17 protein-coding genes are annotated in these 23738 nt (G+C 46.6%); 6 read left to right on the forward strand and 11 right to left on the reverse strand.

Annotated features, from left to right (window positions below; all coding sequences use genetic code 11):
* The first annotated feature begins 13 nt into the window (after positions 1-13).
* The 3 genes from UNH61_RS19200 to UNH61_RS19210 all read left to right on the forward strand — a co-directional run bounded on the left by UNH61_RS19200 (position 14) and on the right by UNH61_RS19210 (position 8712).
* Positions 14-1615 carry a RagB/SusD family nutrient uptake outer membrane protein gene (locus UNH61_RS19200; protein WP_326993606.1) on the forward strand — a complete coding sequence of 534 codons (1602 nt, stop codon included), beginning with the start codon at positions 14-16 and terminating at the stop codon, positions 1613-1615.
* Entirely contained in the window at positions 1602-3080 is a 1479-nt protein-coding gene (locus UNH61_RS19205) for a sialate O-acetylesterase (RefSeq protein ID WP_326993607.1), read from the forward strand. Before UNH61_RS19200 ends, UNH61_RS19205 begins: the two co-directional genes overlap by 14 nt.
* Positions 3081-3252: 172 nt before the next feature.
* The gene (locus UNH61_RS19210) at positions 3253-8712 is read left to right on the forward strand and encodes an Ig-like domain-containing protein (RefSeq protein WP_326993608.1); all 5460 of its coding nucleotides are present in this window, start codon (positions 3253-3255) and stop codon (positions 8710-8712) included.
* Between the two features lie 103 nt (positions 8713-8815).
* Here the strand turns inward: UNH61_RS19210 and UNH61_RS19215 are convergent, their stop codons facing one another.
* Complete coding sequence (locus tag UNH61_RS19215) at positions 8816-9631, reverse strand: universal stress protein (protein WP_326993609.1); 816 nt, start codon at positions 9629-9631, stop codon at positions 8816-8818.
* Positions 9632-10159: 528 nt separating this feature from the next.
* Entirely contained in the window at positions 10160-10900 is a 741-nt protein-coding gene (locus tag UNH61_RS19220) for an SDR family oxidoreductase (RefSeq protein WP_326993610.1), read from the reverse strand.
* Positions 10901-11003: 103 nt separating this feature from the next.
* Between UNH61_RS19220 and UNH61_RS19225 the strand changes: the two genes are divergently transcribed.
* Positions 11004-11585: a Crp/Fnr family transcriptional regulator gene (locus UNH61_RS19225; RefSeq protein ID WP_326993611.1), complete on the forward strand. Its 582-nt coding sequence runs from the start codon at positions 11004-11006 to the stop codon at positions 11583-11585.
* 68 nt (positions 11586-11653) lie between these two features.
* On the opposite strand, the gene UNH61_RS19230 is transcribed toward UNH61_RS19225, so the two are convergent.
* From UNH61_RS19230 to kynU, 3 genes are all read right to left on the reverse strand, one after another.
* On the reverse strand, positions 11654-12685 hold the full coding sequence (locus tag UNH61_RS19230) for a hypothetical protein (protein ID WP_326993612.1): 1032 nt from the start codon (positions 12683-12685) through the stop codon (positions 11654-11656).
* Positions 12686-12844: 159 nt separating this feature from the next.
* Positions 12845-13804 (reverse strand): tryptophan 2,3-dioxygenase family protein, encoded by a 960-nt coding sequence (locus UNH61_RS19235; RefSeq protein ID WP_326993613.1) that lies wholly within the window; start codon positions 13802-13804, stop codon positions 12845-12847.
* A gap of 10 nt (positions 13805-13814) precedes the next feature.
* The gene (gene kynU / locus UNH61_RS19240; protein WP_326993614.1) at positions 13815-15113 is read right to left on the reverse strand and encodes a kynureninase; all 1299 of its coding nucleotides are present in this window, start codon (positions 15111-15113) and stop codon (positions 13815-13817) included.
* Positions 15114-15465: 352 nt separating this feature from the next.
* Here kynU and UNH61_RS19245 point away from each other — a divergent pair, with 352 nt between their 5' ends.
* Positions 15466-16353 carry a hypothetical protein gene (locus tag UNH61_RS19245; RefSeq protein ID WP_326993615.1) on the forward strand — a complete coding sequence of 296 codons (888 nt, stop codon included), beginning with the start codon at positions 15466-15468 and terminating at the stop codon, positions 16351-16353.
* Here UNH61_RS19245 and UNH61_RS19250 read toward each other — a convergent pair whose 3' ends face one another.
* The 4 genes from UNH61_RS19250 to UNH61_RS19265 all read right to left on the reverse strand — a co-directional run bounded on the left by UNH61_RS19250 (position 16354) and on the right by UNH61_RS19265 (position 19736).
* Positions 16354-16572: a GDCCVxC domain-containing (seleno)protein gene (locus tag UNH61_RS19250; RefSeq protein WP_326993616.1), complete on the reverse strand. Its 219-nt coding sequence runs from the start codon at positions 16570-16572 to the stop codon at positions 16354-16356.
* Between the two features lie 12 nt (positions 16573-16584).
* A complete protein-coding gene (gene merTP / locus UNH61_RS19255; protein WP_326993617.1) occupies positions 16585-17181 on the reverse strand; it encodes a mercuric transport protein MerTP in 597 nt (198 codons plus the stop codon).
* A complete protein-coding gene (locus UNH61_RS19260; RefSeq protein ID WP_326993618.1) occupies positions 17178-17558 on the reverse strand; it encodes a metalloregulator ArsR/SmtB family transcription factor in 381 nt (126 codons plus the stop codon). The genes merTP and UNH61_RS19260 overlap by 4 nt, the downstream gene beginning before the upstream one ends.
* 273 nt (positions 17559-17831) lie before the next feature.
* Positions 17832-19736 carry a glycosyl hydrolase family 28-related protein gene (locus tag UNH61_RS19265; RefSeq protein WP_326993619.1) on the reverse strand — a complete coding sequence of 635 codons (1905 nt, stop codon included), beginning with the start codon at positions 19734-19736 and terminating at the stop codon, positions 17832-17834.
* A gap of 205 nt (positions 19737-19941) precedes the next feature.
* On the opposite strand from UNH61_RS19265, the gene UNH61_RS19270 reads away from it, so the two are divergent.
* Complete coding sequence (locus UNH61_RS19270) at positions 19942-21162, forward strand: alpha/beta hydrolase-fold protein (protein WP_326993620.1); 1221 nt, start codon at positions 19942-19944, stop codon at positions 21160-21162.
* Position 21163: 1 nt separating this feature from the next.
* Here UNH61_RS19270 and bla read toward each other — a convergent pair whose 3' ends face one another.
* Positions 21164-22036 (reverse strand): subclass B3 metallo-beta-lactamase, encoded by an 873-nt coding sequence (gene bla / locus UNH61_RS19275; protein WP_326993621.1) that lies wholly within the window; start codon positions 22034-22036, stop codon positions 21164-21166.
* A gap of 83 nt (positions 22037-22119) precedes the next feature.
* The gene (locus UNH61_RS19280) at positions 22120-23577 is read right to left on the reverse strand and encodes a S41 family peptidase (RefSeq protein WP_326993622.1); all 1458 of its coding nucleotides are present in this window, start codon (positions 23575-23577) and stop codon (positions 22120-22122) included.
* Positions 23578-23738 lie beyond the last annotated feature (161 nt).

The raw sequence follows: 23738 nt of genomic DNA on the forward strand, positions 1-23738 counted from the left end.
AAAAAGTGATTTTATGAAGAAGTATATACGTCAACTACTGCTGATAACCGGACTGATGGCCATTTCCACCGGATGCAAAAAATCGCGCCTCGACCTGGTAGATCAGAGCGCCTACGCCTACGACACCTATTTCACCAATATCAGCGCGCTGAACCAGGCTACTATTGCCAGTTACGCCACACTGCTGCATCCCGGATTGTGGGCCAGGGAATACTATTTTATTTTCGACCTGATGGGGAATGAAGCCAAGCGCGCCAGCTTTTTGCTGGGGGCGGAACAGGAACTGGGTGATTATACCTTTGGTAGCAACAACGCAGATCTGAATTCCCTATGGGGCTCCCTCTACCGGATGATCTTCCGCACCAACCTGGTGATGGACCGTGCAGCGGCCTGGAATCCTACCGCCACCGCCGATCGTGCCAAACTGAATCAATACCTCGCAGAGGTTAAGTTTCTCCGGGCATATGCGTATTTCCATTTAGTGACCTTATGGGGAGATGTACCGCTGTATACCGACTATCAGACCACGCTTCATAATAACTATTTATCCCGCAGCCCTGCAGCTGATGTATGGAAGCAGATAGAAAAAGATCTGACAGAAGCCGCAGGCACCGCGGAATTACCCACCGTTTATCCCGCCGCTGAATTGGGCAGGGTCACCAAAGGCGCCGTGATAGCCCTGTTGGGGAAGGTTTACCTGTACCAGAAAAAATGGGCGCTGGCACAAACTTCCTTCCAGGCACTGATGGGCGCACCATATACCTATAAACTCGACACCTCATTCGATAATGTTTTCAGCACTACCAATCAGAACACGCCAGAAAACATTTTCCAGATCATGAACCAGCAATGGACCGACTGGGCTATTGGCTCCCCCTACTATATGTTTGGCAATGGTGCAGAACAGGTGGGCAAACAAACACATACCGGCCGCGCTATGGAATATGGCTGGAACGACTGGAAGAACGTATACATCAGCAACTCCGCCGTGAAAGCATTCACCTATCCCGATCCCGTAAGCGGTCAACCGTATACCGATCCCCGCGCTAAATCCACGTTTTATGGCACTACAGCTTCAGGCGGCGAAACCATGTACTGCCAGCAATGCGCTACAGGCTCAAAGCCCTATCCTTTCGATGCTACCGATCCACAGGGCGACTATCGCTGGAAGAAATATGAGTATTACAATCTCGTTGAAAAATATGGCGATCCTAAAAGCCCCATTGACGGACAGGTGATCCGCCTGGCTGATGTGATGCTGATGCTGGCTGAATCTTATATTCAGCAGGACAATATGGGCAATGCGCCGCTGGCGCTGATCGACAGCGTACGTTCCCGTTCCCATGCCGTTTTGTATACAACATTGGGAGATAAAAATAATGCGATGAAAATACTGATGCGCGAACGTCAGCTGGAATTGTGCGGAGAGCAATGCCGGTATTTCGACCTGTTGAGATGGGGCATCATCAAACAAACCATCAATGCGGAAAAAGCGGCGGAACCAGGTGTAGGCACACAACCTTTCGAGGATAAACACCTGCTGTTTCCTATTCCCGACGTAGAGAAAAATTACAATCCTAATGTTGCCAAAGACATCAAAAATGGCTGGAATTAATACCCTTGTGAGAAAAACGGGCCTCCTGATGGCGGTGGCCTGCTATTCCTATACTGCACACGCCGAAGTAAAACTACCACAATTGTTTTCAGACAATATGGTATTGCAGCGGAACGCGCCTATCCCCATCTGGGGATGGGCCGCTGCCGGCGAAAAGGTTACCGTGCGTTTTAATAAACAGGTGAAAACCATCAGAGCCGGAAAAGATGGGCGCTGGCAGCTGCAACTCAACGCAGAAGCAGCCGGAGGCCCCTATGAGCTTGATGTGAAAGGCGACAATGATCTGCTGATCCGCAATGTGCTGGTAGGTGAAGTATGGATATGTTCCGGCCAGTCGAACATGGAGTTTGCTTTAAAGAATGTGCAAAACAATGCAGAAGAAATCAAGGCCGCTAATTATCCGCAGATCCGGGAGCTCACCGTACCAAGAAATACCAGCCTGACGCCGCAACCCGATATTCTGCCGGCATCGTGGAAAGTATGTACGCCTGAAACTGCCGGCACCTTCAGTGCGGTTGCTTATTTTTTTGCACGCAAACTACAGGAGGAATTACATGTGCCCATAGGCCTCATCCACAGCAGCTGGGGCGGCACCAACGTAGAAACATGGACCAGCACAGCCGCGTTGTCGACAGATCCTGACTTCAAAGAACTCCCGGCAATAACCGCTGATAAAATAAAAGCTGGCCTTCCATCCAATTCCCCGAATAGTTTTCCTTCGCAGTTGTTCAATGCCATGTTGTCGCCCCTGATTCCGTACGGTATTCGCGGCGCTATCTGGTACCAGGGAGAAGCCAACGCCGATCGTGCTTTTCAATACCGGCGTACGTTTCCACTGATGATCAACGACTGGCGGGAACATTGGCATGAGGGCGATTTCCCGTTTTATTTTGTGCAGATATCTTCTTTCAATCCCAGTGGCCGGATGCTGTTAACCGGCAGCCGGTGGGCGGAGCTGAGAGAAGCGCAGTTACTCACCCTCTCCCTGCCTAATACAGGCATGGCCGTTACTACCGACATCGGCAATCCAACCGATGTACATCCTGCCAACAAACAGGATGTGGGTTTGCGGTTAGCACTGAATGCGTTACAAAAAACCTATGGCAGGAATGTAGTGCCGTGTGGACCAATCTATCAATCCATCTACATAAAAAATTCAACAGCTATCCTGCACTTCAGTAATACAGGAAGCGGCTTAGTTGCACAAAACAGGTATGGCTATCTGCAGGGATTTCAGATAGCAGGTGCGGATCAGCAATTTAAATGGGCAAAAGCGGATTTACAGGGCGATAGCGTGATCGTTTATAACGAAACAGTAACCGCCCCTGTAGCCGTACGATATGGATGGACAGACGACGCCATGGAAGCAAATTTATACAACAAGGAAGGCTTGCCCGCTACTCCGTTCAGAACCGACCATTGGGACGGATTAACTACCGATAAGAAATATAATATAGCAAGATAATCCACTAACGCGTTGCGCCATTAAAAAGCCAACGCGTTAGTTCTTTGGGATCTCACCCATCTCAATACTGCCAAAATCTGTTTACTACGGATATGACTATACGTTGTTACGAAAGGCCATAAGCACGAAAGCATAAACCAGGAGCATCTAAAAAACCCTTAACAATTCCCTTATGAAAATGAAAAAGGTCTACTACGCCTTACTATTAACAATTTTCTATCTGACCGTTTCGCGGGAAGTACACGCGCAGGCGTACACCTGGAACCAGGTCAGGATAGGTGGGTCTGGTGCGCTGCCCTCTTTTGTGGCACACCCGGCAGTCCCAGATCTTTATTTCATCACCACCGACGTGGGCACTCCTTACCGGTGGAATAAGAACCTGCTGAAGTGGGAGCATTTAATGTTATTTAATAAGATCCCTGTCAACTATTGGGCATGGGATGGGAACGAGCGTTGCGGCAGCCTCGGCGTAGACCCCAATGACGCCAGCGGTAACATACTGTATGCGACGGTAGAATATGCCGCCGGTCCGGGGCCTGGTAAAGGAAACCATAATCCGGGTACTATCCTGAAGAGTACCGACAGGGGAGATTCCTGGACAGACCTGCATGTGCCGATTATAGTACGTCCCAACGAAACACAAGGCTACGGAGATCGCATACAGGTAGATCCGGCCAACAGTAACCGTGTATGGGTGGCCACGGATCAAAATGGCGTCTGGCAATCGAATGATGCCGGCGCCACCTGGTCGCAGTTAAGCGCCCTCACTACATCGGGCATCTGCTCTTTTATTCTTTTCGACAAAAGCGCTGGCACTACTACTATCAACGGGGCGAATGTGAGCAGCCGGATTTATGTTGGCCGCCCTACGGGTGTATGGGTATCAAACGACGGCGGCGTTTCATTCACCCTGATGAGCAACAGCCCTCTGTTGCCGATGCGGGCCACAATCAACACGGATGGCACCCTGTATGTGTCTGCCGGTAACGGTACTGCCTTAAAGGCGGTGTTCAAATATAAGACCGGCAGCTGGCAGAATATCTCTCCGGTTGTTTTAACTGCCAATGATAGCACCATCGTATTCTCTAAAGTGGCAGTAAACCCCGCCAATTCAAACGAGATTATTGTCACTACCCGCGGTAACTGGCAAAAAGATCCTTATTATATTTCAAGAGATGGTGGCGGTACTTATACGGCAGGGAAGTACACCCGCGATAATTCCGAAGCACCACAATCCGCAAATGATGGCGCCAGCTATGGCGATCCCGCACATAATGCGTTTGGGTATACCTGGGATCCGTTTTATCCGAACAGGGTATGGATTAATGATCAACTGGATATATTGTCGACAGATAACATCTTCGACCCGATTAGCAACTGGAAAGTCCGTGTAACAGGCCTGGAAGAGATCATGGTAATAGGCCCCATGACAGCGCCTCCCAGTAGCAAAAGCCTCCTGCTTACCGTTACTGCAGATGTTGGCGGCGCCAGCCATCGCTCTCTTACCGACCCATTGTACCAGGGTGCAGTTTCATATACCTCCCTGCGCAGCAATATTTTCACTGCATTTGAAATGCAGTCAGTGGCATTCCAGTACACCGATCCTGATTTCCAGGTACGCGTGGGCAGCGATGGTCCCGGTAATAATGATCCCAGCTCAGCACGTGCAGGCTACTCCACCGATGGCGGCGATACCTACACCCGTTTTGCAAAGGTCCCCGGTGTACGCGGGCGTGTAGCCGTATCGGCCAATCGCAGGAACATTCTCTGGCTCACCCAAAATGATAACAATAACCTCGGCAACGTTTATTGGTCATCCGACCTGGGCAGTACCTGGACAAAATCCACCGGCCTTACCCCAGGAATCCTGCATTCGGGCGACCAGTGGCAGATACTCCCCGGAGAAAATCATCTGGTCGCAGATAAGGTAAATGGCGATTATTTCTACATCTGGGATCGCGGCAATTTTTATGTAAGTGCCGATGGTGGAAAATCATTTCAGCAAACAGCCGCGAAGGGGCTTGCCGCAAATGCCGGCACCGCTCCCGATGGCTCTGCATATCCCACCAACTCCAATGTAGAGGCGACACCAGGAAAAACAGGAGATGTATGGATTGCATTTTACAGTGACGATTTAACATACAACGGCCTTTTCCATACGTCGGACACCGGCAGAACATTCACCAGAGTGGGTGATGCTAACTTTAAACCTAAATGGATAGCTGCCGCCATGTCTGACACCACGGCCAATGCGCACCTGGCATTGTACGTCACCAGCCAGGCCGCCGCTATCAATGGCATTTACTATGGCGCCTTCCGTTCCGATGATACCGGTCGTACCTGGGTCACCATCGCAGACCGGTTACCAGGTGTGGCCCCGAATATTACTGCGGACAACAAGGGAAGAATGTTTGTTTCCGCCCTCGGAAATGGCATCTTTTTCGGTGCGCCGGCAGGCGGCCCTGTTCAGTCGGTAACCGTTACCAATGCCGCGTCGGACACCATTGTAACAGGCTTCTCCGTGAAGCTGAATGTGACGCTTACGCCCACCTACCCTTCTAATCCGACCGTTACCTGGAGCACGTCGGATACGACGATCGCTAAAGTGGATCAATACGGAAAAGTTAGCGGTGTGGGTGCAGGTACCGTCACGATCACGGCCACGTCGGTTGATGGCGGGAAAACAGGCACGCGACAGATCGTCGTCATTCCGCCCACGATATCCACGGGCATTACGATAGACAGTATACTGTATGGCGCCATGAATACACCGAAGCAAATTACCACGGCTATTGTACCTGCCAATACCACCAATAAAACCCTGAACTGGTCGGTAGCGGATAGTACGATCGCCAAAGTGGATGCCAGCGGCGTGATCATTGGCTTAAAGCAGGGCACTACCACTATTACTGTTTCCACCGCCGATGGAGGTGTTACCAAAACGGTGCAGTTGATTATAAACACGACCGTGACAGCTATCAACGCAGGCAGCACAGCCACTACAGGGAACCCGGCAACGCCGTATCAGACGGTGAATCTTGGCCAGTATATCCCCGAAGGGCCTGCAGGATCCGATAAACTATGGAATGCAGGATATACCTGGAATGTCCACAATACCGCAACGATGGACCTGAGCCAGGTAACCACGCCTGCACCACGCCAGGTGTATGAGTATATGCGCATCTCCAAAAATAGTTCAGGCCAGCTGCGTTATTATTTCCGCAACCTGATTCCCAATGCCAACTATTCGCTGCGCCTGCACTTCCTGGAGTCCAGCGATGTTGACAAGCTAAACCGGGTATTTACCGTGAAAACCGGCATCGACAGCCTCGTCAGCTTCAACCCTTACCAGGCGGCGGGCAATAAACTGAACGCTGTCATTACACGCACCATTCAGGGAAAAACAGATAACTCAGGTGTGTTATCAGTGGTCTTCATTCCTAAAGTGGGCACCTACGATCCCTACATGGCGTCTGTAGCTGCCCTCGAAGCGATGATCATCCCGCTGCAGGCCATCAGCATTAATTCAGACAGCAGCAATTTGTATGTAAGCTACAAAGACACGCTGAAACTGACCACCACGCCGGTAAATGCCACCAACCGGAATATGGTATACAAGTCGTCTAACGACAGTATTGCTACAGTAGACCTCAACGGAGTGGTAACAGGAAAAGCAGCAGGCACGGTAACCATCACCGCTACTTCTGTGGAAAGCGGCTTTGTTGCTACCAAAACCTATACGGTTATCTACATACCCGTTACCGCCTTAACGCTGGATAGCACAGCTGCCAATGTATTCGTAGGCGCCACGCTGCAGCTCCATACCACCATCAGCCCGGCAAACGCCAGCAATAAAGGAGTGGTATGGACTTCATCGGATACTACATTGGCCAAAGTAAGCAACGCCGGTCTTATCAGCGGTATCAAACAAGGCAATGTTATAGTAACCGCTACGTCAGTCGATAACCCGGTTATTGCTGCCACCTCCGGTATTCACGTAGCCAATGTACTGGCCACCGGCCTTACATTGAAACCAGCTACCGCCATCATCGGCGAGCGGGATACGCTGCGGGTAAACGTTACATTCCTGCCGGCAAATACTTCCATCAAAAAAGTAACCTGGAGCAGTTCCGATCCAACATTGGATACCGTTGACAGTGCAGGTCTTATCTCAGCCATTAAACATGGTACTGTAACCATCACCGTTAATACACAAGACAGCTCCGGCGTGTCCGCTACCTTACCGGTAACAGTGGTACCGTATGATTCGTGCGGAGGTATACCCAATTATGGTTTTGAAAGCGGCCTTGTTAACTGGATAGCCTATAGAAATAGTGTTGCAACACCGGGCGCTGTAACCGCCGTTAGCGGGCAAGGCCATTCCGGCGACAAAGCAGCTGCACTGGGTAGCAGCGCTGTAGTTATTTCTATGAACATAAAGGATTCCGTAGCCGTGAGAGGCGGCAGTATCATCGTACTTAGCCAATGGGTGAAAATAAACAAAGACGCCGCTGGTTACCCGTATTGGGGAGGATATGGTGTTGGTTTTGTGGATAGCCTGGGTAACGTTACAGGCAGCAACGCTTCCTATCAAAAACAGATCACCAATGTGCCAGCGTACCAGGAAACCTGGGCCCAGATAAGAGACACCATCAATGTACCTGACACCGCCACCGGGCTTACATATTGGGTGTCTAAGGTAGGCCCAGGCACTGTATGGGTAGATGATTATTGTATCCAGGTTTTGAAGACCAATAAATCGGCGGTTTATGGTATCAATTCCGGTACCTCCAGCACGCCTCCTGGTCCGTATGACAGCACCACTTTTGCACAATATGTTCCTGAAGGCCCCGGTGGCCCCACTGGTACGGGTAAACTATGGTATGCCGGTTATACCTGGGTACAAAGCGTGCCTTCGTCTGTAGACGTGTCGCAGGTAACAGACCCCGCTCCTCCGCAGGTATACCAGTACATGCGGGTATTCAAAGACAATATCACCCAGATGCGTTATTACCTGGGCGGACTTACGCCTAATACCCTTTATGCGATTCGCATGCACTTCGTAGAGCCGCAGGATGCACAGAAAAGCAATAGGATATTCAGCGTAAGAGCCACCAATAGCCTCGACAGCCTGACGGACTTCAATATATACCAGGCCGCCGGCAATAAGCTGAATACCGTTGTTATAAAAACCATCCGGGCAAGAACAGACACCGCAGGTATGATACAGGTATATTTCTATCCTAAAAAGGGGTTGTATGATCCTTACAGTGGCTCCATAGCGGCTATTGAGGTGCGTACAACCTCTCCGGGAGATACGCTGCAAAGTCTGAGTCAAAGTACCAGTACAATGGTACTGGTCGACAATAAATTAAATACTCACCCTAAGCTGGATTTCACCACAACGGTATATCCGAATCCTTCCGGTGATGTGTTTAATGTAAGAATGACATCTGCTTCGAAAATGCCGGCGCTGCTGATGATTGTGAATAACAGCGGCAGTGTGGTTTATTCGACGAGGATCAATGCTGGTGAATATTATCAGCTTGGTCAGGATTTGAAGCCTGGTGTTTATTATATTAATATCAGCCAGGGCGCGCAGAGTAAAACGATGAAAGTAGTGAAGCAGTAGGGATTAAACTAAAAAGAGAAAAGCTGTCTCATAAGTAAATGAGGCAGCTTTTTCTTTTTTGAAGACAACCATTGCTTCAATAACAGGTGGATGTGTATCATCCTTATTCATGTGCAACAAAAACCGGCAACCTGTGTTCGTTTATTATTTCGGTGGCAAAACTTCTCCTGAATAGTTCTGACAGCGCTGAGCGGGCAAAAGATCCGCATACGAGCATCGGCTTTTCAATTCCCGCCATCCAGGTATCGAAATATTTTTTGGCGGTTCCTTCCAGCTTATGAATAGTGAGGTCAGCAAAATGTGCTCCCACTAACTCTTCCACCAATTGTATATCGGGAATAGCCGCATTCTCTTTATCTGTAGCATATACGAGGATGGCGTTTTTCTGAGAAAGCTCCGGCATCAGGCTACAGAATGATTTAATAGCAAATGCAGACTGTTCACTTCCATCATAGGCCAGCACTATATTTTCCGGAAAATATGAATGCTCCGGGATCAGCAGCGTAGGGCACTCCGCACTATGCAGTGCGATTTTCAGATACTCGTTGGGAACTTCGGTGCCCAGGTTTTCATAAAATTTTTCGCTTCCCAGTATTAACAGATCAGTAAAACGTGTTTCCTTTTTTAACTCCTGCATAGAAGAGTAATATGCTATTTTATGCACCCTATATTCAATATGTTTCCGAACACATTCCTGCTCAAAGGCCGCTATATTTTCCTGCACCAGTTCGTTGCTATAACTTTCCAAAGTGGGTTCAAAAGCAGAGCCAAGTGAGGCATTCAGGGAGGGAGAAAAATCCATTTTAGGTAAAAATGCGCCAATCAGCAATAGAGGTTGTATCTCATTCAGCTGGCTGACGAATTCAAATGCACCTTTGGAAAAATGGGCGCCATCCATCGCCAATAATACTTTTTTCATATTCTTTTATTTAAACAGATGACTTAGCAGAATTGTAATAATCCCCTCGCTTATTGCAGTCTGTCTTGTTTATGCAGCGCTGTATTCACATTATTATTTGTCCATCTTTTCAACTGCGGCAAACGGTTAATTGCTGTTTCTATTATCCAATGGCATACTACAACTCTGGCAAATTTTATTATTCCCCATAGTTATATTATTTATGATTAACTAAAGATACCTCCGGGGTACAAAGCAATATATGACCCGGATTAGTATATAACCTGACTTTCGTCAGGATTAAGGTGGTGACTGGATTTCTTATGCTGCTGTGCCTGTTACTTTCACTCACGATACAACTTATGACAACCTTTGTGTAATGACACCTGATATTGTTTTGCGCCAGCTGCAGCCTGGTGTTTATTATATTAATATCAGCCAGGGCAGGCAGAGTAAGACGATGAAGGTGGCGAAGCAGTAGGGGTTAAACTAAACAAAGAAAAGCTGTCTCATTGATCTATGAGGCAGCTTTTCTTTGTTTTGGGAACACTAAATCAACACACCACCTCCATCAATCACCAGGTTCCGGCCAGTACCATATTGCTGTTTCATCAGGTACAAATAACCCAGGGCAATATCTTCCGCCAGCCCTACCCTGCCTGTGGGCAAAGTGCGGTTATAGGTTGCAAACAGCGCTTCCTTATCGGCCTCGGGCAAACCTTTCCAGAGTTGTGTATCCACAATACCGGGCATAATGCTGTTTACTCTTACAGGAGCCAGTTCTACCGCCAACGCCCTTACCAGTCCCTCCATAGCGCCGCATATAGCCGCTGCTACCCCCCAGCCTTTACCGGGACGTGCACTGGCAGTGCCTCCTATCAGATTTATCGAACCTCCCTGGCGGATCAGCGGCGCTCCATACTTCACCGCTGTAAAAGCGCCCCAAAAACGGATATCCATGAAACGGCGGGCGTCGTTGATCTCCGTTTGGTTCATCGTATTCAGGACCAGGTTTTCTCCGGCAGTATATACCAGGTGGTCAAACGCGCCAATGGTCCCGAAAAAAGACCGGATATTCTCTTCCCGGCTCAGATCCACGGCATATCCCTCACTCCCCTCAGGTAATTGCTGCAAAGCAGCCTGTATACGTTGCTCATTGCCCGATACAATAACTACCTGCGCCTGCTCTGCCGCAGCGGCTTTAGCCGTAGCCAATCCAATCCCCGAACTGGCTCCTAATAAAATCACACGTTGACCATTCAGATCACGATTACTATTTACGTTGTTCATACTTGAATGATTTATATACTGCAAAAGTCCTCCACAGCGGCAACCTGGCAATTACCAAATGGTAAAAACGCTATTCGGGGAAAAATGTGCCGATATTTGTGTTATGAAAGGACCGTTTTTATCCGTACTCCAAACCCGTCATGCGTTGCCGGAAGAAGATCAGTTGCTGATCAGCAATGCGTTTACACCCAGGTTGTATAAGGAGGGCACCTACCTGTTCCATGGAGGCAATATCTGCCGGGAACTGTTCTTTATTAGTAATGGCGTACTCAAGATCCTTACCATAGATAAAAAGGGAGACGATCGCGTATACTATTTCCTGCGCGAGCGGCAGCTTTGTACCATCATGCCCAGCTTCCTGCAGGAGCAGCCCGCACCCGAAAGCATACAGGCTGCGTGCGATGTTGCCGTATTGGCTATCAGCAAAACGGAGTTGTACGATTTGTATAGTAAGATCCCTTACCTGAAGCCATTGATCGATGAAATGATCCAGCAAAATCTGTTGAATAAGATTGCGTTAAAGAATGTTTATTCGGGGGAAAGTGCGGAAGCGCGTTACCAATTGTTCCTGCAGCAGCAACCGGAAGTAGCGTTAAGGGTGCCGCTCAGTGATATTGCATCTTACCTTGAGATGACGCCGCAGTCGCTTAGTCGGATCAGGAAGGGTTTGAGCGAGCGGCAATGAGGTTATTGAAACTATGCTATACGGTCTTCAATGATTTTAAATGAAAGAAATTACGCGCCTGTCGCCGTTCAATTTAACAGCAAATCCAGCGGAATTTTAGTAAAATAAATAGCTGTTTTCTTTGTATGAGATGAGTAATAGCTTACCCACAATTGTTTATTCTTAATAAGCATACCCGGGTAACTGCAATCCCAGTTCCCTCCCTGTTCCAGTAGAATCGTCTTTATTCGTTTACCGGTAAGATCCGTTACCATGATCCCCGTCTTTTGTCCGTCGGGATAAAATAAGCGGGTTCCTATCAGGAGCTTTTGCCCATCCGGCGAAAAAATGAAATCAGGACCTCCCAGCCGGGAATCCAGCTTCTGGTAGCTAAATGTATCGAAGGGTGCGGCGCCAATAGCAAGCACCCCATTTGTATCGCCTTCCTCTCTGCGTACCACGATATACATTTTACCATTGGCATCGAACCTGATGGTGGCTTCATTGGGAGATCCATCGATATTCAGCGCCGTAATTTTTTCAAAGGTTTTACCATCTGTTGTTTTTACCAGCTTTACGGTGCCGCCATTGCCGTAGTCAATTCCATATCCGGTACCCTTATACCAGGTAAGCCTCCAGATACAGTGGTTACCATTGTTGTTATTAGTAATAACAGGTTGCTCCGGCGTTGTAAACTGCCTCGAAGATCCCATAAATGCCACGTAGGGCATCATGCCTAAAAACCGGGAAGGCTTTTGCGTTGTATCATACCAGGAACCGATCATCAGGCAGAGCACACCGCCATCGGGCATTACAGATAGCTTCGGATCTCTCAGGTCGATACCTTCCTGTTGCAGGGTAGCAAAATCGTCCCAGGTGGCGCCGTCTTTTGTTCTCAGAATTTTTGTAATCCCGTTTGAGCCGGGAATATGGCTGGAAGCCTCCCGGAAACAGCAATAAACATATCCTTTGTATTCAAGCAGGTCTGTAAAAGCATTGTGCGGCGCCTGGTTCCGGATTTCAGTAGCGGAAAAGAAGGTGATTGCAGGCGTAGCGGGAGACTGGGCTATGCTATGCTGCATTGAGAATAGAAATATAGCAAGTACAAAAAACTGTTTCATGTTGTTTTTTTATAGTAAAAAACTGCCTCCCGGCGTTGACATATCAAAATAGCCAATACCTCTTTTATTTTCAATAAATTAAGATACTGATCAAATGGCAAAATTACAAGCAGCGATCATTGGGAGCGACACCAACATGAAGATCTTCGTCTGATGACACTATGTTCTATACGCTTTCAATACATTCATTACCCAGCTTTTACCCCATTGCTCGATCTGTTCGTTTGTCCATAGATATGGGTAAAAAATCCTTTTCTGGAATCTTGGCGGCAGATATTTCTGCCAGTTGGTACCACCTGTTGCGGCGATGTCTACCGGATCGCGCTCCAGGTAGCGAACGGCAGATTTATAATGTGATAGTGGCCATTCTACGTTTACAAACAGGTCCAGTTTTCTGAGCTCTTCTGCTACTGTGCTCATATCCTCCCCTCGTTGGTGCAACATTTTGTAGCACGCAGAGAAATTGCTGCTGATATTGTTTTGCGCCAGCTGCAGTAGTTGCCCGGCATACTTCGCTGTGAACTGTTGCAGCGTAAGTGTTTGCTTACCGGTCGATAATTCCGAAGCACCGTATTTCCAATAGATGTACTCAAACTGTTCTGCCGGTGAAGCATTCGCCAGTTCGTCGCGCATATGAACGGTTACCAGTTGAATGAGGTCTGTTGAATAGATTTCAATCATACGATATTGTGCAGATTGAAAGCCACTTGCCGGCAACAGCGACATTCTGAATTTCAGAAATTGTTCTTTATCCATTCCATCTACCATAATATCGAAAGACGATACCAGGGCGGTAAAATAGGCGTTAATCCTTTTAAGCCTTGAGGCAAAGAACTCAGGATGAAGAGCAGCGTTGGTACTTATCTGCCGGCATTCATGCAGCGCCAGTTTAAAATACAGTTCAGTGATCTGGTGATACATGATGAATACTTCTTCATCCGGATAGGAAGTTTTCGGATGCTGAAGAGTCAGCAATGTATCCAAATGAATATAATCCCAATACGTCAGGTAGTCTGCATACAGCAGCCCATCGAGGTATGCAGTAATATCCTGCCCCATGACAGCATACTTATCGTGCAGCCGGGATAGTCTGTCTTTTATTTCCGCTGTTATTTCCATTTGTTGCTTGTTATTGCTTTTGTGTAACCAGTTCTTTACTTATTGTCAGCATACATGCTGCTGTCAGAAAAACATCTTCAAAACTGTTGTAGAGTGGCACCGGGCTTAACCTGATAACGTCAGGCTCCCGCCAGTCGCCCAGGATATTGCCGGCCACCAACGCCTGAAATATTTCTTTGGCTTTGTATTGCGCCACGATGGATACCTGGGCGCCTCTTTCGGCTTCCGCTGATGGAGTAATGATCTTATATTGTTCGAAGCCGAGGCTGTTGTTCACTTCACCAATAAGGTAGCATAGATAGGCAGTCAGCTGTATGCTCTTTTTTCTGAGCGGATCCATGAAGCCGGCTTTCTCAAAAATTTTGAGTGAAGCATAATACAATGCCATCGGGATAACCTGTGTGCAGCTTACCTGCCAGCCATCTGCGCCTGATTCAGGCGTAAACCCTTTTTGCATGTTGAACCGCTGTTGCTCCTGGTATCCCCACCAGCCGGCGAAGCGGTTGAGCGATTTGCCGGAGAAATGTTTTTCGTGTACAAAAATCCCACTGATGCCACCGGGGCCGCCATTCTGGTATTTATAGGAACACCAGCAGGCGAAATCAATGTTCCAGTCATGCAGTTTCAATGGCACATTTCCGGCAGCATGTGCCAGATCAAATCCTACCACGGCTCCGGCGGCATGGCCTGCTTCTGTAATGGCAGGCATATCGAACCACTGGCCGGTAAAATAATTTATGCCACCAAAAAGCACCAGGGCAATATGTTCACTATTATCGGCGATGACAGCCAGCATATCTTCCGTTCTCAGCGTGTTTTCTCCTGCCCTGGGAGCTACTTCTATAATGGCGTCTTTCGGATCGTAGCCATGAAACCTTACCTGGCTCTCCACCGCATATTGGTCGGATGGGAAAGCGCCTGCTTCCATTATGATCTTAAACCTGGCTGCAGCAGGGCGATAGAAGCTCACCATCAGCAGATGCAAATTCACGGTGAGGGTATTCATCGGACATACTTCCTGAGCGCTGGCGCCAACGATGTTAGCCATCAGGGTTTTCAGTTCTTTGTGATAGTACATCCACGGCGTTTCTCCATCAAACCAGCCCTCCACTGCAAGATTTTCCCAGTTATTCATTTGCTGATCAATATAGCTGCGCGATGTTCTGGGTTGCAATCCCAGTGAATTGCCGCACATATAAATAATGGGAGCATCATTTTGCCGCGGAAACAGAAACTCATCTCTCAGTTGATGTAATGGATCTTGCTGATCCAGGCCTTGTGCAAAAGCCTGATTGTTCTCAAAAATCATGTTGGTAAATATATTAACGGTTGGAAGCTACGCGCATAAACATTGCTGTCGATGACGTAAAAACGATATACCAGTAAGTAGGAAGATTGCAGCAGCAGGCTGCCTGCAGGAGGAGCTCCTGCTAAGAAGGACGGTTGATTATATTTTTGTAGATATCCAGCATTGACCAGAAAGTAGGGCAAAGCAAATATAAATTGGTTATTCTGCCAAATAATTTTATAAATCCAAAGTGCTCAGGCGATCGCCCTCCCATTCACAACTTGAACAAACTTGAACCAATTTGAACAGGCAGGTTCCGGCAGCGGTGAATAACTTTGAATCCATACAAAAAGTGCTATTAAATAAAACTCCCATGATGAGAATAACCGTTTTAATCCTGGCCTTCTTTATTACATTTCCTTGTCTGAGCCAGGTAAAAAGTGTACGCAACAAAGCTGGCATGCAGCTCAGGGTGGCAGAGGAAAACACCCAGCCGACGCTGCGGGTTGTTCTGCCAGGCCGGCCGGTCTCGGACCGCAGCATCGAGATCCTGTTTCCGGAGCACGTTACGGTACGACCACACGGGATGGCCGACGCCAATCAACTCTACCTCTTTCAGCCGGGGCGATACGGCGAGCAGCCGCTATGGCGGCAGTCCGGACGATCATTAGAATATGAGAAAAACCTGCCAGGCAACGTTCACGTACTGGCACGAGCCACCCTCGAAGAAGATGGGGTACTCTTTCACTTCAAGCTTAAAAACCAGTCGAGGGTGACGTACGATCTGATCTGGGCGCCAATTGATCCACGGCTCACTTCGGAGTTCCACGATGTTCGGTTGGAACGGACGTACGTTCATCATGCAGACGGCTTCGATCTGCTCGCTTCGGAAACGCCAACCCGCCTGACGATGCCGCTCGATCAATGGCTGCCCGCCCGGTACCTCGCCTCGTTCACCTGGCCGATACCGGCGCAGCGTGTCGAACATCGGGGGGGTATCACGTATTATAACAAGTCGCGCGCAGTTGATGCGCCTTTCATTGCCACACTTTCGCGGGACGGCCGGTGGGTGATTGCAAGTTTCACCCGTACTACCGGCAACGTGTGGAGCAATCCGGAGCTGACTTGTCAGCATGTGGATCCACAGGCAGCGTTGTCGCCGGGTGAAGAGGTGATATTGGAGACTAAGATCCTTGTTGTAGAGGGAACGCTTGAGGGGGTATTTAAGATGGCTATGGAGCAACGGGGGCAACTACGATAACTATCCGCAATGGCAGGTACCCTGTTGCATAGGCGGACATTTTACAGTGCCGTAGCTACAATATACGCAACAATCGCCGGCAAGGGGTTTCAGCCGCTCATGACAACTGGTACATTCATAAAAATACTGACATGCATCTGTAGGCATAGTTTCTTCCTTTTTGTAGCCGCAATGCGGACATGTTATGACCGACTTTAGAATGATAGTTGTATTTGCCATGATAATATCTGTTTATTGGATGACCTTGTAACCAGTTTCCGCTTCCACCCTGGCGGCTAATTGCTGAATAGAAGTCTGGGTGCTGTCGAATTTTACTATTGTTATGCCTTTAGCATAGAAGGTTTGGGCCGCCTGAACACCTGGTGTTTGCAAAAGGGCATGGTTAACATGTCTTTCGCATGCTTCACAGCTCATACCCCGGATATGTAATGTTGCCTGTCTGCTGGATGACTGGTTGCCCGCAGCAACCGTTTGTTCAGGTGATTCAGGCCGGAAAAATGTATTGTAATATGGGAAGGCCGACAGCAGGAAGGATATAGCTGCAATAGTCCAAAGAACGGCTTTAGACTGCATAAAACCTTTCTTTTCTTCACAACCACATTCATCTTTTCTTTGCGGTTTATATGCCTGATAGAAAGCCACCCCTAGAGTCAATACAGTTGCAGCAAGCAGGTAAGGCCGGAGCGGTGCGGCCCAGCTGAATGCTGACACGGCGCCTCCGGTTCCCCCTACTATTGCCAATACCGGCACTATACAGCAAAGGGAAGATGTAAGCGCCAACAACAAACCAGACCCTAAAAGAAGCCGGTTATTCTTTGTTTTACTCATGCGGTTTCAATGTTTAGATTTAACCGGTTGATGATCTTAAAAAATGGCCGGAGCAGTTTCAGGTGCTCAGGTACGATGGAATAAAAAATGGTCTGCCCTACTTTCCGGGAGGTGACTATATTACCATCTTTCATTTTACGCAGATGTTGGGATATTGCCGGGATACTCATATTAAGAATATCGCTGAGATCACAGGGACACAGTTCCTTTTCTTCTTCCAAAAGATAAAGGATCTTCAACCGTGCTTCATTACCCGCGAGTGACAGAATGCCCGATAGCTGATCAAAAGATTTCCCGTTGGCCTTGATTTTTTCACGACAATCATTGATCTGCACAGGGTTTGCCTGTTCCCTTATGCAGGTATTTTTTGATTCCATAGTCGTTAGCTTTGCCCAAAGGTAGGATTATTTTATTATTTAAGCAAATGCTTAAATACGATAAACAAAATAATAGAGCTTCTTAGTCTGTTTATCTTGTTAAACAGACACCCTACAAAGAAGAAAGCATTTTCCCCCAGCTGGATTATGGTGATGGAAAATACAAACTGGAATTGAAAGAGGCAACACTAAATGACTATAAACCATACGCTCTATAATCATTTAGTGTTACAACAACAGGATAATACCCTGATATTATTCCCACCGGTCAGGCTATAGTATGGCCGTCCAGTAAAGTATTATACTGCCCCCATTTGCAGGAGAAGTACCAAAGGTGACATTTATATTATTACTGTCAGAAGTGATAAAAAAGGGCGCCGATGCTGCTGACGAGCCTGCATTTACAGTTACAGTTCCTGGAGTAGCACCGAATCCATGGCTAAATGAAAAAGCGGCAGTACTTCCTGTGCCCAGGCCATCATACCTTCCATTCCTTATGTATTTATTGGTATTGGGATGTAAATCTATAAAGGATATTCCACCGGTTTCACATCCAAATGAATCAATCAGAAAATAATCTCCTGTCACACCGCCATCTCCAGGCTCTATACATAAGTACTGACTGAAAGCAGTGATTTCAGGCATTACCACCAATACCCAGTCTCCTGTTATATTAACCTGCGCAATTGAGTCAACATTATAATTTCCAGAGCCGGTAAATCCACCTGCACCAACTTTGACAGACTTTAATCCAACATTAGTAGCTGGTATTTTTACAATAAACCAGGGATTGATTTTTTGACCAACAAGTTTAGAAGGTATCGAAAAGCCAATACCACCGGAATACTGATCATTCGTTGTTTTAGTGAACCTGAGGCTGCTGTTCCGAAGAAAAGTATCATTACTGGTAGTTATCAGATGTGCACCACCATAGAAGTCGAAGCTGATTTCCTTCAATGTATACGGAATCGGAAGGTTACCAAGATTTACTCCAGGATTCCCCACTTCAACTTTACTGCTCGCTGCTTCAAATTTCGGAAGGTTCACTGCTGTAGCGCCAGATAAAGAATTGATGAAGAAATTACCATTGGGAAACCTGCAACCGATAAAAGTAGCATTGAGCACAGGAGGGTTCATCAGAAACCGGCAACCGATAAAAGTTGTTTTTGACTGAATCAGCAGCGGACAGTTGATCAACACACCATTAAACACGCCCGTACCACTCAATGTGAGCTGATTCCATGTTGGCTGTCCATGGGCCTCCAGGTATCCGCCATTTATTGCATAGCCATCACTTAATATTACCAGTGCATCTGTGTTGTGAACATTTTCAATATGAAGGGAATTAATGGTAATTCCAAAAGAATCAATGAACGCCCCTTTCCCGTTCCAGGTGTAACCATCATTCGTATCTATAGATTCAATCTGAAGATTATTAATCAGGATATTATTAGCTCCGCTGCCGTGAGGAGCTAAAGTCCTTAGCTCAACGGCGTAGATATCGGATTGGCCACAATGTTTTGCAAAAATGGATCCAAGGCAATTCGAATAACTCAATTCCCCAATATATATAGCCTGTTTCAATTTTATACAGGTTATAACGCAGGCGGAGCTATTGAAATTATGAATTGCCTGTGAAGTATTGCCAATCATTAAGCCTTTCGTTAAAGTAGTGCTTTCAGATTTCACATTTCCATCATCATCCATTAATGTCAGTTTGCCATGAAAGACCTGCCCACCATCGAAAAAAAGTTTGATCAGGAAGTCGTTGAAATGGCCTTTTATAACTGCGTCTTCAAAAATATATTCTTTAGCTGCCGGGAAATTCAGACTGGATTTAATTAAGTAGCTTCCGGCCGGGAATACAACTACATCAGCAGCAGCAATAGCCTTTTGTATAAGGGTGGTATCATCATTCGCCCCGTCTCCTTTGGCGCCAAACCACCTTACATCTACCTTATAGTTTTCAGGATTATTGGAAATTATTCGCTTCCATCTTCCGGGATTACCCGTAGTCCCTACAATAGTTCCTCCATTGGGTGCCTCAGTGGCATTTTGATCCCAATAAAAAGTACCACCACCTCCATCTCCGGACGCATAGTATCCGGATACATGGCAATACTCCCCGGACGCGCTCCCCGCTGTAAGAGCCAAATTTAATACTGTGTCAACAAACATAATTATACAATTTAAGGTTTTAAATGGAGTTAAAATTAATCAGTTAATACGCATTGAATACGCGTATCGACCGGCTGTTTTATTTATTGATGAGCATATGCTAATGATGTTGCTTTGTTAAGGGATTTTCGCCATATTCTTATCAGGAAAAATAAATGCTGTTCACTGTACGAATAATTTCGTAGATTGAATTTAAAATACAACCGTGAAGCATATACTGACTGCATTTTTTCTTCTATGGGGATTGGATACGGCTGCGCAGTTTGAACAACCGGAAACGTTTACAATCGACTCAAAATATTTTAATGACAAAAGGGAAATCAAAGTGTTTCTACCCAGAAATTATCAGTCTTCCCCCAGCAGAACTTATAAAGTCCTTTATTTATTCGATGCCCAGAACAGTACCTATGTAGATTACCTGGTGGCTACCAGTAATTACCTGTCTTCTCTTTCCAGCACATTTGTATCCCCGTATATATTGGTAGGGATAAAGGCCCGCAACCGGCAATTTGAATTTTTACCCCCGAATAAAACAGATCAACCCTACCAGGATTATTCTCCGAAGGTAAAGCTGGGTGGTGCAGACACACTGGTGGCACACCTGAGAAACGAAGTACTGCCGGAAATCAATAAACGATATAGAACCAATCATTATAATATTGCCATAGGACATTCGCTGGGCGCCACGTTTTCTATTTACAGCCTGCTGCATGCACCAGACATATTCAACGCTGTTATTGCTATAAGTCCTAATTTATATTATGACCACGAGCAAATTTTACATCAAATGATGGATCCAAAAAATCGCAGCCAGTTTCAGCAAAAGTTCCTGTATATAGCTTATGGCGATGCAGGAAAACTGGAAAGCCGTTTTTATCCGGCCACCAGGCAGCTGCAATTATTTTTACAGCAACACCCGCTGCCAGGATGCCATTGTGAAATAACTTTTCTGCCCGGAAATGATCATTCTGAAACACCCCTGGCAGGCATTCACCGGGGATTGATCGCATTAAACAGGCAGCTGATTGCGGATGAAAATGCAGACGGATTCTACTCAAAAAAAGATCCACAATTTGTAGAAAATTTGAGTACTTATTATGCCCGTCAGGCTACAAAAATGGGATTAAAACTTCCCACAGCAGAAGATGTTAACCATATTGCCTACAACCTCTATTATTCACAAAAGAAGGAAGAAGCGGTAAAAGTGGCCTCCTGGGCAGTAACACTTTATCCGGAAGACGTAAATTTATATGATAGCCTGGGTGAATTATTACAGAATGACGGGAAAATGGAAGATGCCAGCGCTGCTTACCAGAAGGGCCTCAATATCGTAGAACAACAAAAAAGCCTGGTGGATAGTTCCACTTATCACTCCCTGAAAAATGGTTTGGAGAAAAGGATAAGGCAGCTGGCACAAATTCAATGAATCACTTCATCTTCTCCTCATATTCCTTTCTTGCCCGTTGCAATGTCTTCTCATACGCTTCCCTATTTGTAAACAACTCCGGGTTATAAGGCGTTTTTTCCTCACGTATCCCATGCAAACCAAACTGGCTCGCATGTGCAGCCACCCAAATGTCAAATTGAATTTTAGGCATGGTATCCAGCGTGTACTTGTAATCAGCAGCGATTTGCGGGTAGGCGGTTACCTCTGAGAATTTTTTCTCTGTCACAATCGTAGGAATATTTGCCAGCAGTACTTTATAGGTTTTGCTACCATCTTTCACATCCATTAAAAAACTACAGGAACCTTTCGTATGACCGGGATGGTGAAGTACGAGCAGTTTAGTATCTCCCAGACTAACCACATCTTTATCGTGCAGTAATCTGTCGATTTTAACAGGCTTGAAAGAACTGAACTCCCCTCCCAGCGCGTAGTCGGTTCTACCGCCCGACCTTATTACCGGCTCGTCTGCAGCGTCTGCCATGAATCTGGCCCCGGTCATTTCCCGGATAGCTGCCATGGCTCCTACGTGATCAAAATGGGCCTGGTTGGTGAGCAGAATTTTGATATCACTGAATTTGAAGCCGAGTGCTTCCACATTCTTTTTAATAACGGCTGCGGAAGAAGCAAGGCCGGTATTGATAAGAATATGCCCTGAAGGTGTAGTAATCAGGTAACTGGCAAGATCGTAGGTGCCTACGTAGTACAGATTGCCCACGATACGGAAAGGCTGATATTCCCTGGTCCAATCCTGGCTGTGATTGGCAGGTTCTACGACTTTCTGTGCGTGAACATGATAGCACATGCAGCAGCACAGGGCTACAGGTAGTATTTTTTTGAAGATATGTGAAGGCATAAATGATTTCCGGATTGAGTGATAAATGATTGTTCTGCAAATTAATGATTAAATATTTGAAGAACAATTGTTCACCATTGCACCTACCGATGATGGCCCGCTATGCTGATCAACCCCAAAACATATTCAAGAACATTATCTTCGGTTCCGGGTTTTACCGCCACCGGGTAATCTGGTTGTACTCCTTTACTTTCGGTGTTGCCATTTGGCCGTACCATATAAGCTTTGGGATAGGAACATATAAATTGTGTATGCGGAAGTTTAAAGTCATGTTCGGCTGCGTATAACGTGGGGCAGTCGGCCGTAGGTTCACCCACCACTTTACCAAATCCATAGTCCTGGACCAGTGCCGGGGTTACCGCAGCGTTCGAGTAACTATACCGATTCACGAGCAGATATGCATTTCCTGTGAAGCGAAATGAATCAGTTCGCGGCGGGAAACTGGGAATTGGTGTATCAAATACTTCACCATCGTTGTGAGACAGGATAGCCTCCTTAATGTCTTTCAACGTCGAATCATTGACACCTTTCCAAAATGCTTTGGTAAGTGCGCTGGTTCGGACGCTGAAACGGGAACAAAACCAGAATGGTTTATTGGCAAAATAGGCAATCATCGGGTCACTGAACGAATCGTCGCCGCCAGGATTACCGCGGAGGTCTATAACGACATTCTTTAACTTACGGTGACGTATATCCGCAAAAACTGAATCAAGAAAATGAATGAATTCTCCTTTTTCGAAGGTTTTGTGATCGGAAGTACTTTGCCCCTCCATATTCAAAAAAATGCCTGGACGGAAATACGCAGTCTGTTCATCTATCACGCGGTAAGCACGATCGAACTGTAACACTTCATTAATTCCCTTATTAACCTTATCAAATTCAGTGCAGAGAACAGGCATTACTGTTATTCTCTTTGATACCTTTGAATCCGGAGATTTTATAAGCAGGCGATAAGCGGGAAAACTACCGAACACTTCCCAGTATTTTTTTGAAAAGCTGTTCATGTCAATGATTGTGCTTTTAAAATAATTGCTTTCACCCGCTACTACCGCGTACAATTCTTTCAAACAATAGAGAGCAGGCTTTCCATTGATAGCGAGAATTTCATCTCCTTCTTTTACATTGGGAGCATTTGTATAGTTATGGCGTATAAACAATCTGTTATTATCAATACGGATACCAAACGGAAACAGTGTGCCGCCACCAGCTTTGTATGCTTCATAAACGTCGGGGGTACCTCCCTGCAAGGAAAGATGGCCCAAACGTGCCAGCGCAGCAAATCGCTGCAGCAGGTTATAGGCTTCGAGCTTTCCGAGTGAATCTTTCCTGGCGGCGAGCTTTTGTTTTAGCTGTCTGTATTCCCCGTCATAGGTCGATTTTGATGTAAAAGCGAACAGGTTATAAGTAGAGATCTTTAATGTTTTATAAAGATAGTCCAGGTCTTCCGCTACGTCTTTCGCTGAAAATTTTTGAATGACAGGATCTGCCTGGATGTTTGTATGCAGAATCAATAATAGCACAAGAGCAGTCAGCTTATTCATGGCGAGAGATTTGAAAGTTGAAGCTAATCTAGCACTTTTAACTTTTCCAACAATTTGTTAAAACGGACCTCATAAATTTTACACCCTTTTTCACTGATGACCTGTGTAGAATAAATATTTACCATCGGAACCCGACTAAAAAGAAACCCCCGCGCCAGGCG

The organism is Chitinophaga sp. 180180018-3 (assembly GCF_037893185.1).
In the GTDB taxonomy this organism is placed as follows: domain Bacteria; phylum Bacteroidota; class Bacteroidia; order Chitinophagales; family Chitinophagaceae; genus Chitinophaga.

Bases quoted from the DNA above. Each gene is read 5' to 3' on its own strand.
- UNH61_RS19200 (WP_326993606.1), top strand. From the start codon at position 14: ATGAAGAAGTATATACGTCAACTACTGCTGATAACCGGACTGATGGCC.
- UNH61_RS19205 (WP_326993607.1), top strand. From the start codon at position 1,602: ATGGCTGGAATTAATACCCTTGTGAGAAAAACGGGCCTCCTGATGGCG.
- UNH61_RS19210 (WP_326993608.1), top strand. From the start codon at position 3,253: ATGAAAATGAAAAAGGTCTACTACGCCTTACTATTAACAATTTTCTAT.
- UNH61_RS19215 (WP_326993609.1), bottom strand. From the start codon at position 9,631: ATGAAAAAAGTATTATTGGCGATGGATGGCGCCCATTTTTCCAAAGGT.
- UNH61_RS19220 (WP_326993610.1), bottom strand. From the start codon at position 10,900: ATGAACAACGTAAATAGTAATCGTGATCTGAATGGTCAACGTGTGATT.
- UNH61_RS19225 (WP_326993611.1), top strand. From the start codon at position 11,004: ATGAAAGGACCGTTTTTATCCGTACTCCAAACCCGTCATGCGTTGCCG.
- UNH61_RS19230 (WP_326993612.1), bottom strand. From the start codon at position 12,685: ATGAAACAGTTTTTTGTACTTGCTATATTTCTATTCTCAATGCAGCAT.
- UNH61_RS19235 (WP_326993613.1), bottom strand. From the start codon at position 13,804: ATGGAAATAACAGCGGAAATAAAAGACAGACTATCCCGGCTGCACGAT.
- kynU (WP_326993614.1), bottom strand. From the start codon at position 15,113: ATGATTTTTGAGAACAATCAGGCTTTTGCACAAGGCCTGGATCAGCAA.
- UNH61_RS19245 (WP_326993615.1), top strand. From the start codon at position 15,466: ATGATGAGAATAACCGTTTTAATCCTGGCCTTCTTTATTACATTTCCT.
- UNH61_RS19250 (WP_326993616.1), bottom strand. From the start codon at position 16,572: ATGGCAAATACAACTATCATTCTAAAGTCGGTCATAACATGTCCGCAT.
- merTP (WP_326993617.1), bottom strand. From the start codon at position 17,181: ATGAGTAAAACAAAGAATAACCGGCTTCTTTTAGGGTCTGGTTTGTTG.
- UNH61_RS19260 (WP_326993618.1), bottom strand. From the start codon at position 17,558: ATGGAATCAAAAAATACCTGCATAAGGGAACAGGCAAACCCTGTGCAG.
- UNH61_RS19265 (WP_326993619.1), bottom strand. From the start codon at position 19,736: ATGTTTGTTGACACAGTATTAAATTTGGCTCTTACAGCGGGGAGCGCG.
- bla (WP_326993621.1), bottom strand. From the start codon at position 22,036: ATGCCTTCACATATCTTCAAAAAAATACTACCTGTAGCCCTGTGCTGC.
- UNH61_RS19280 (WP_326993622.1), bottom strand. From the start codon at position 23,577: ATGAATAAGCTGACTGCTCTTGTGCTATTATTGATTCTGCATACAAAC.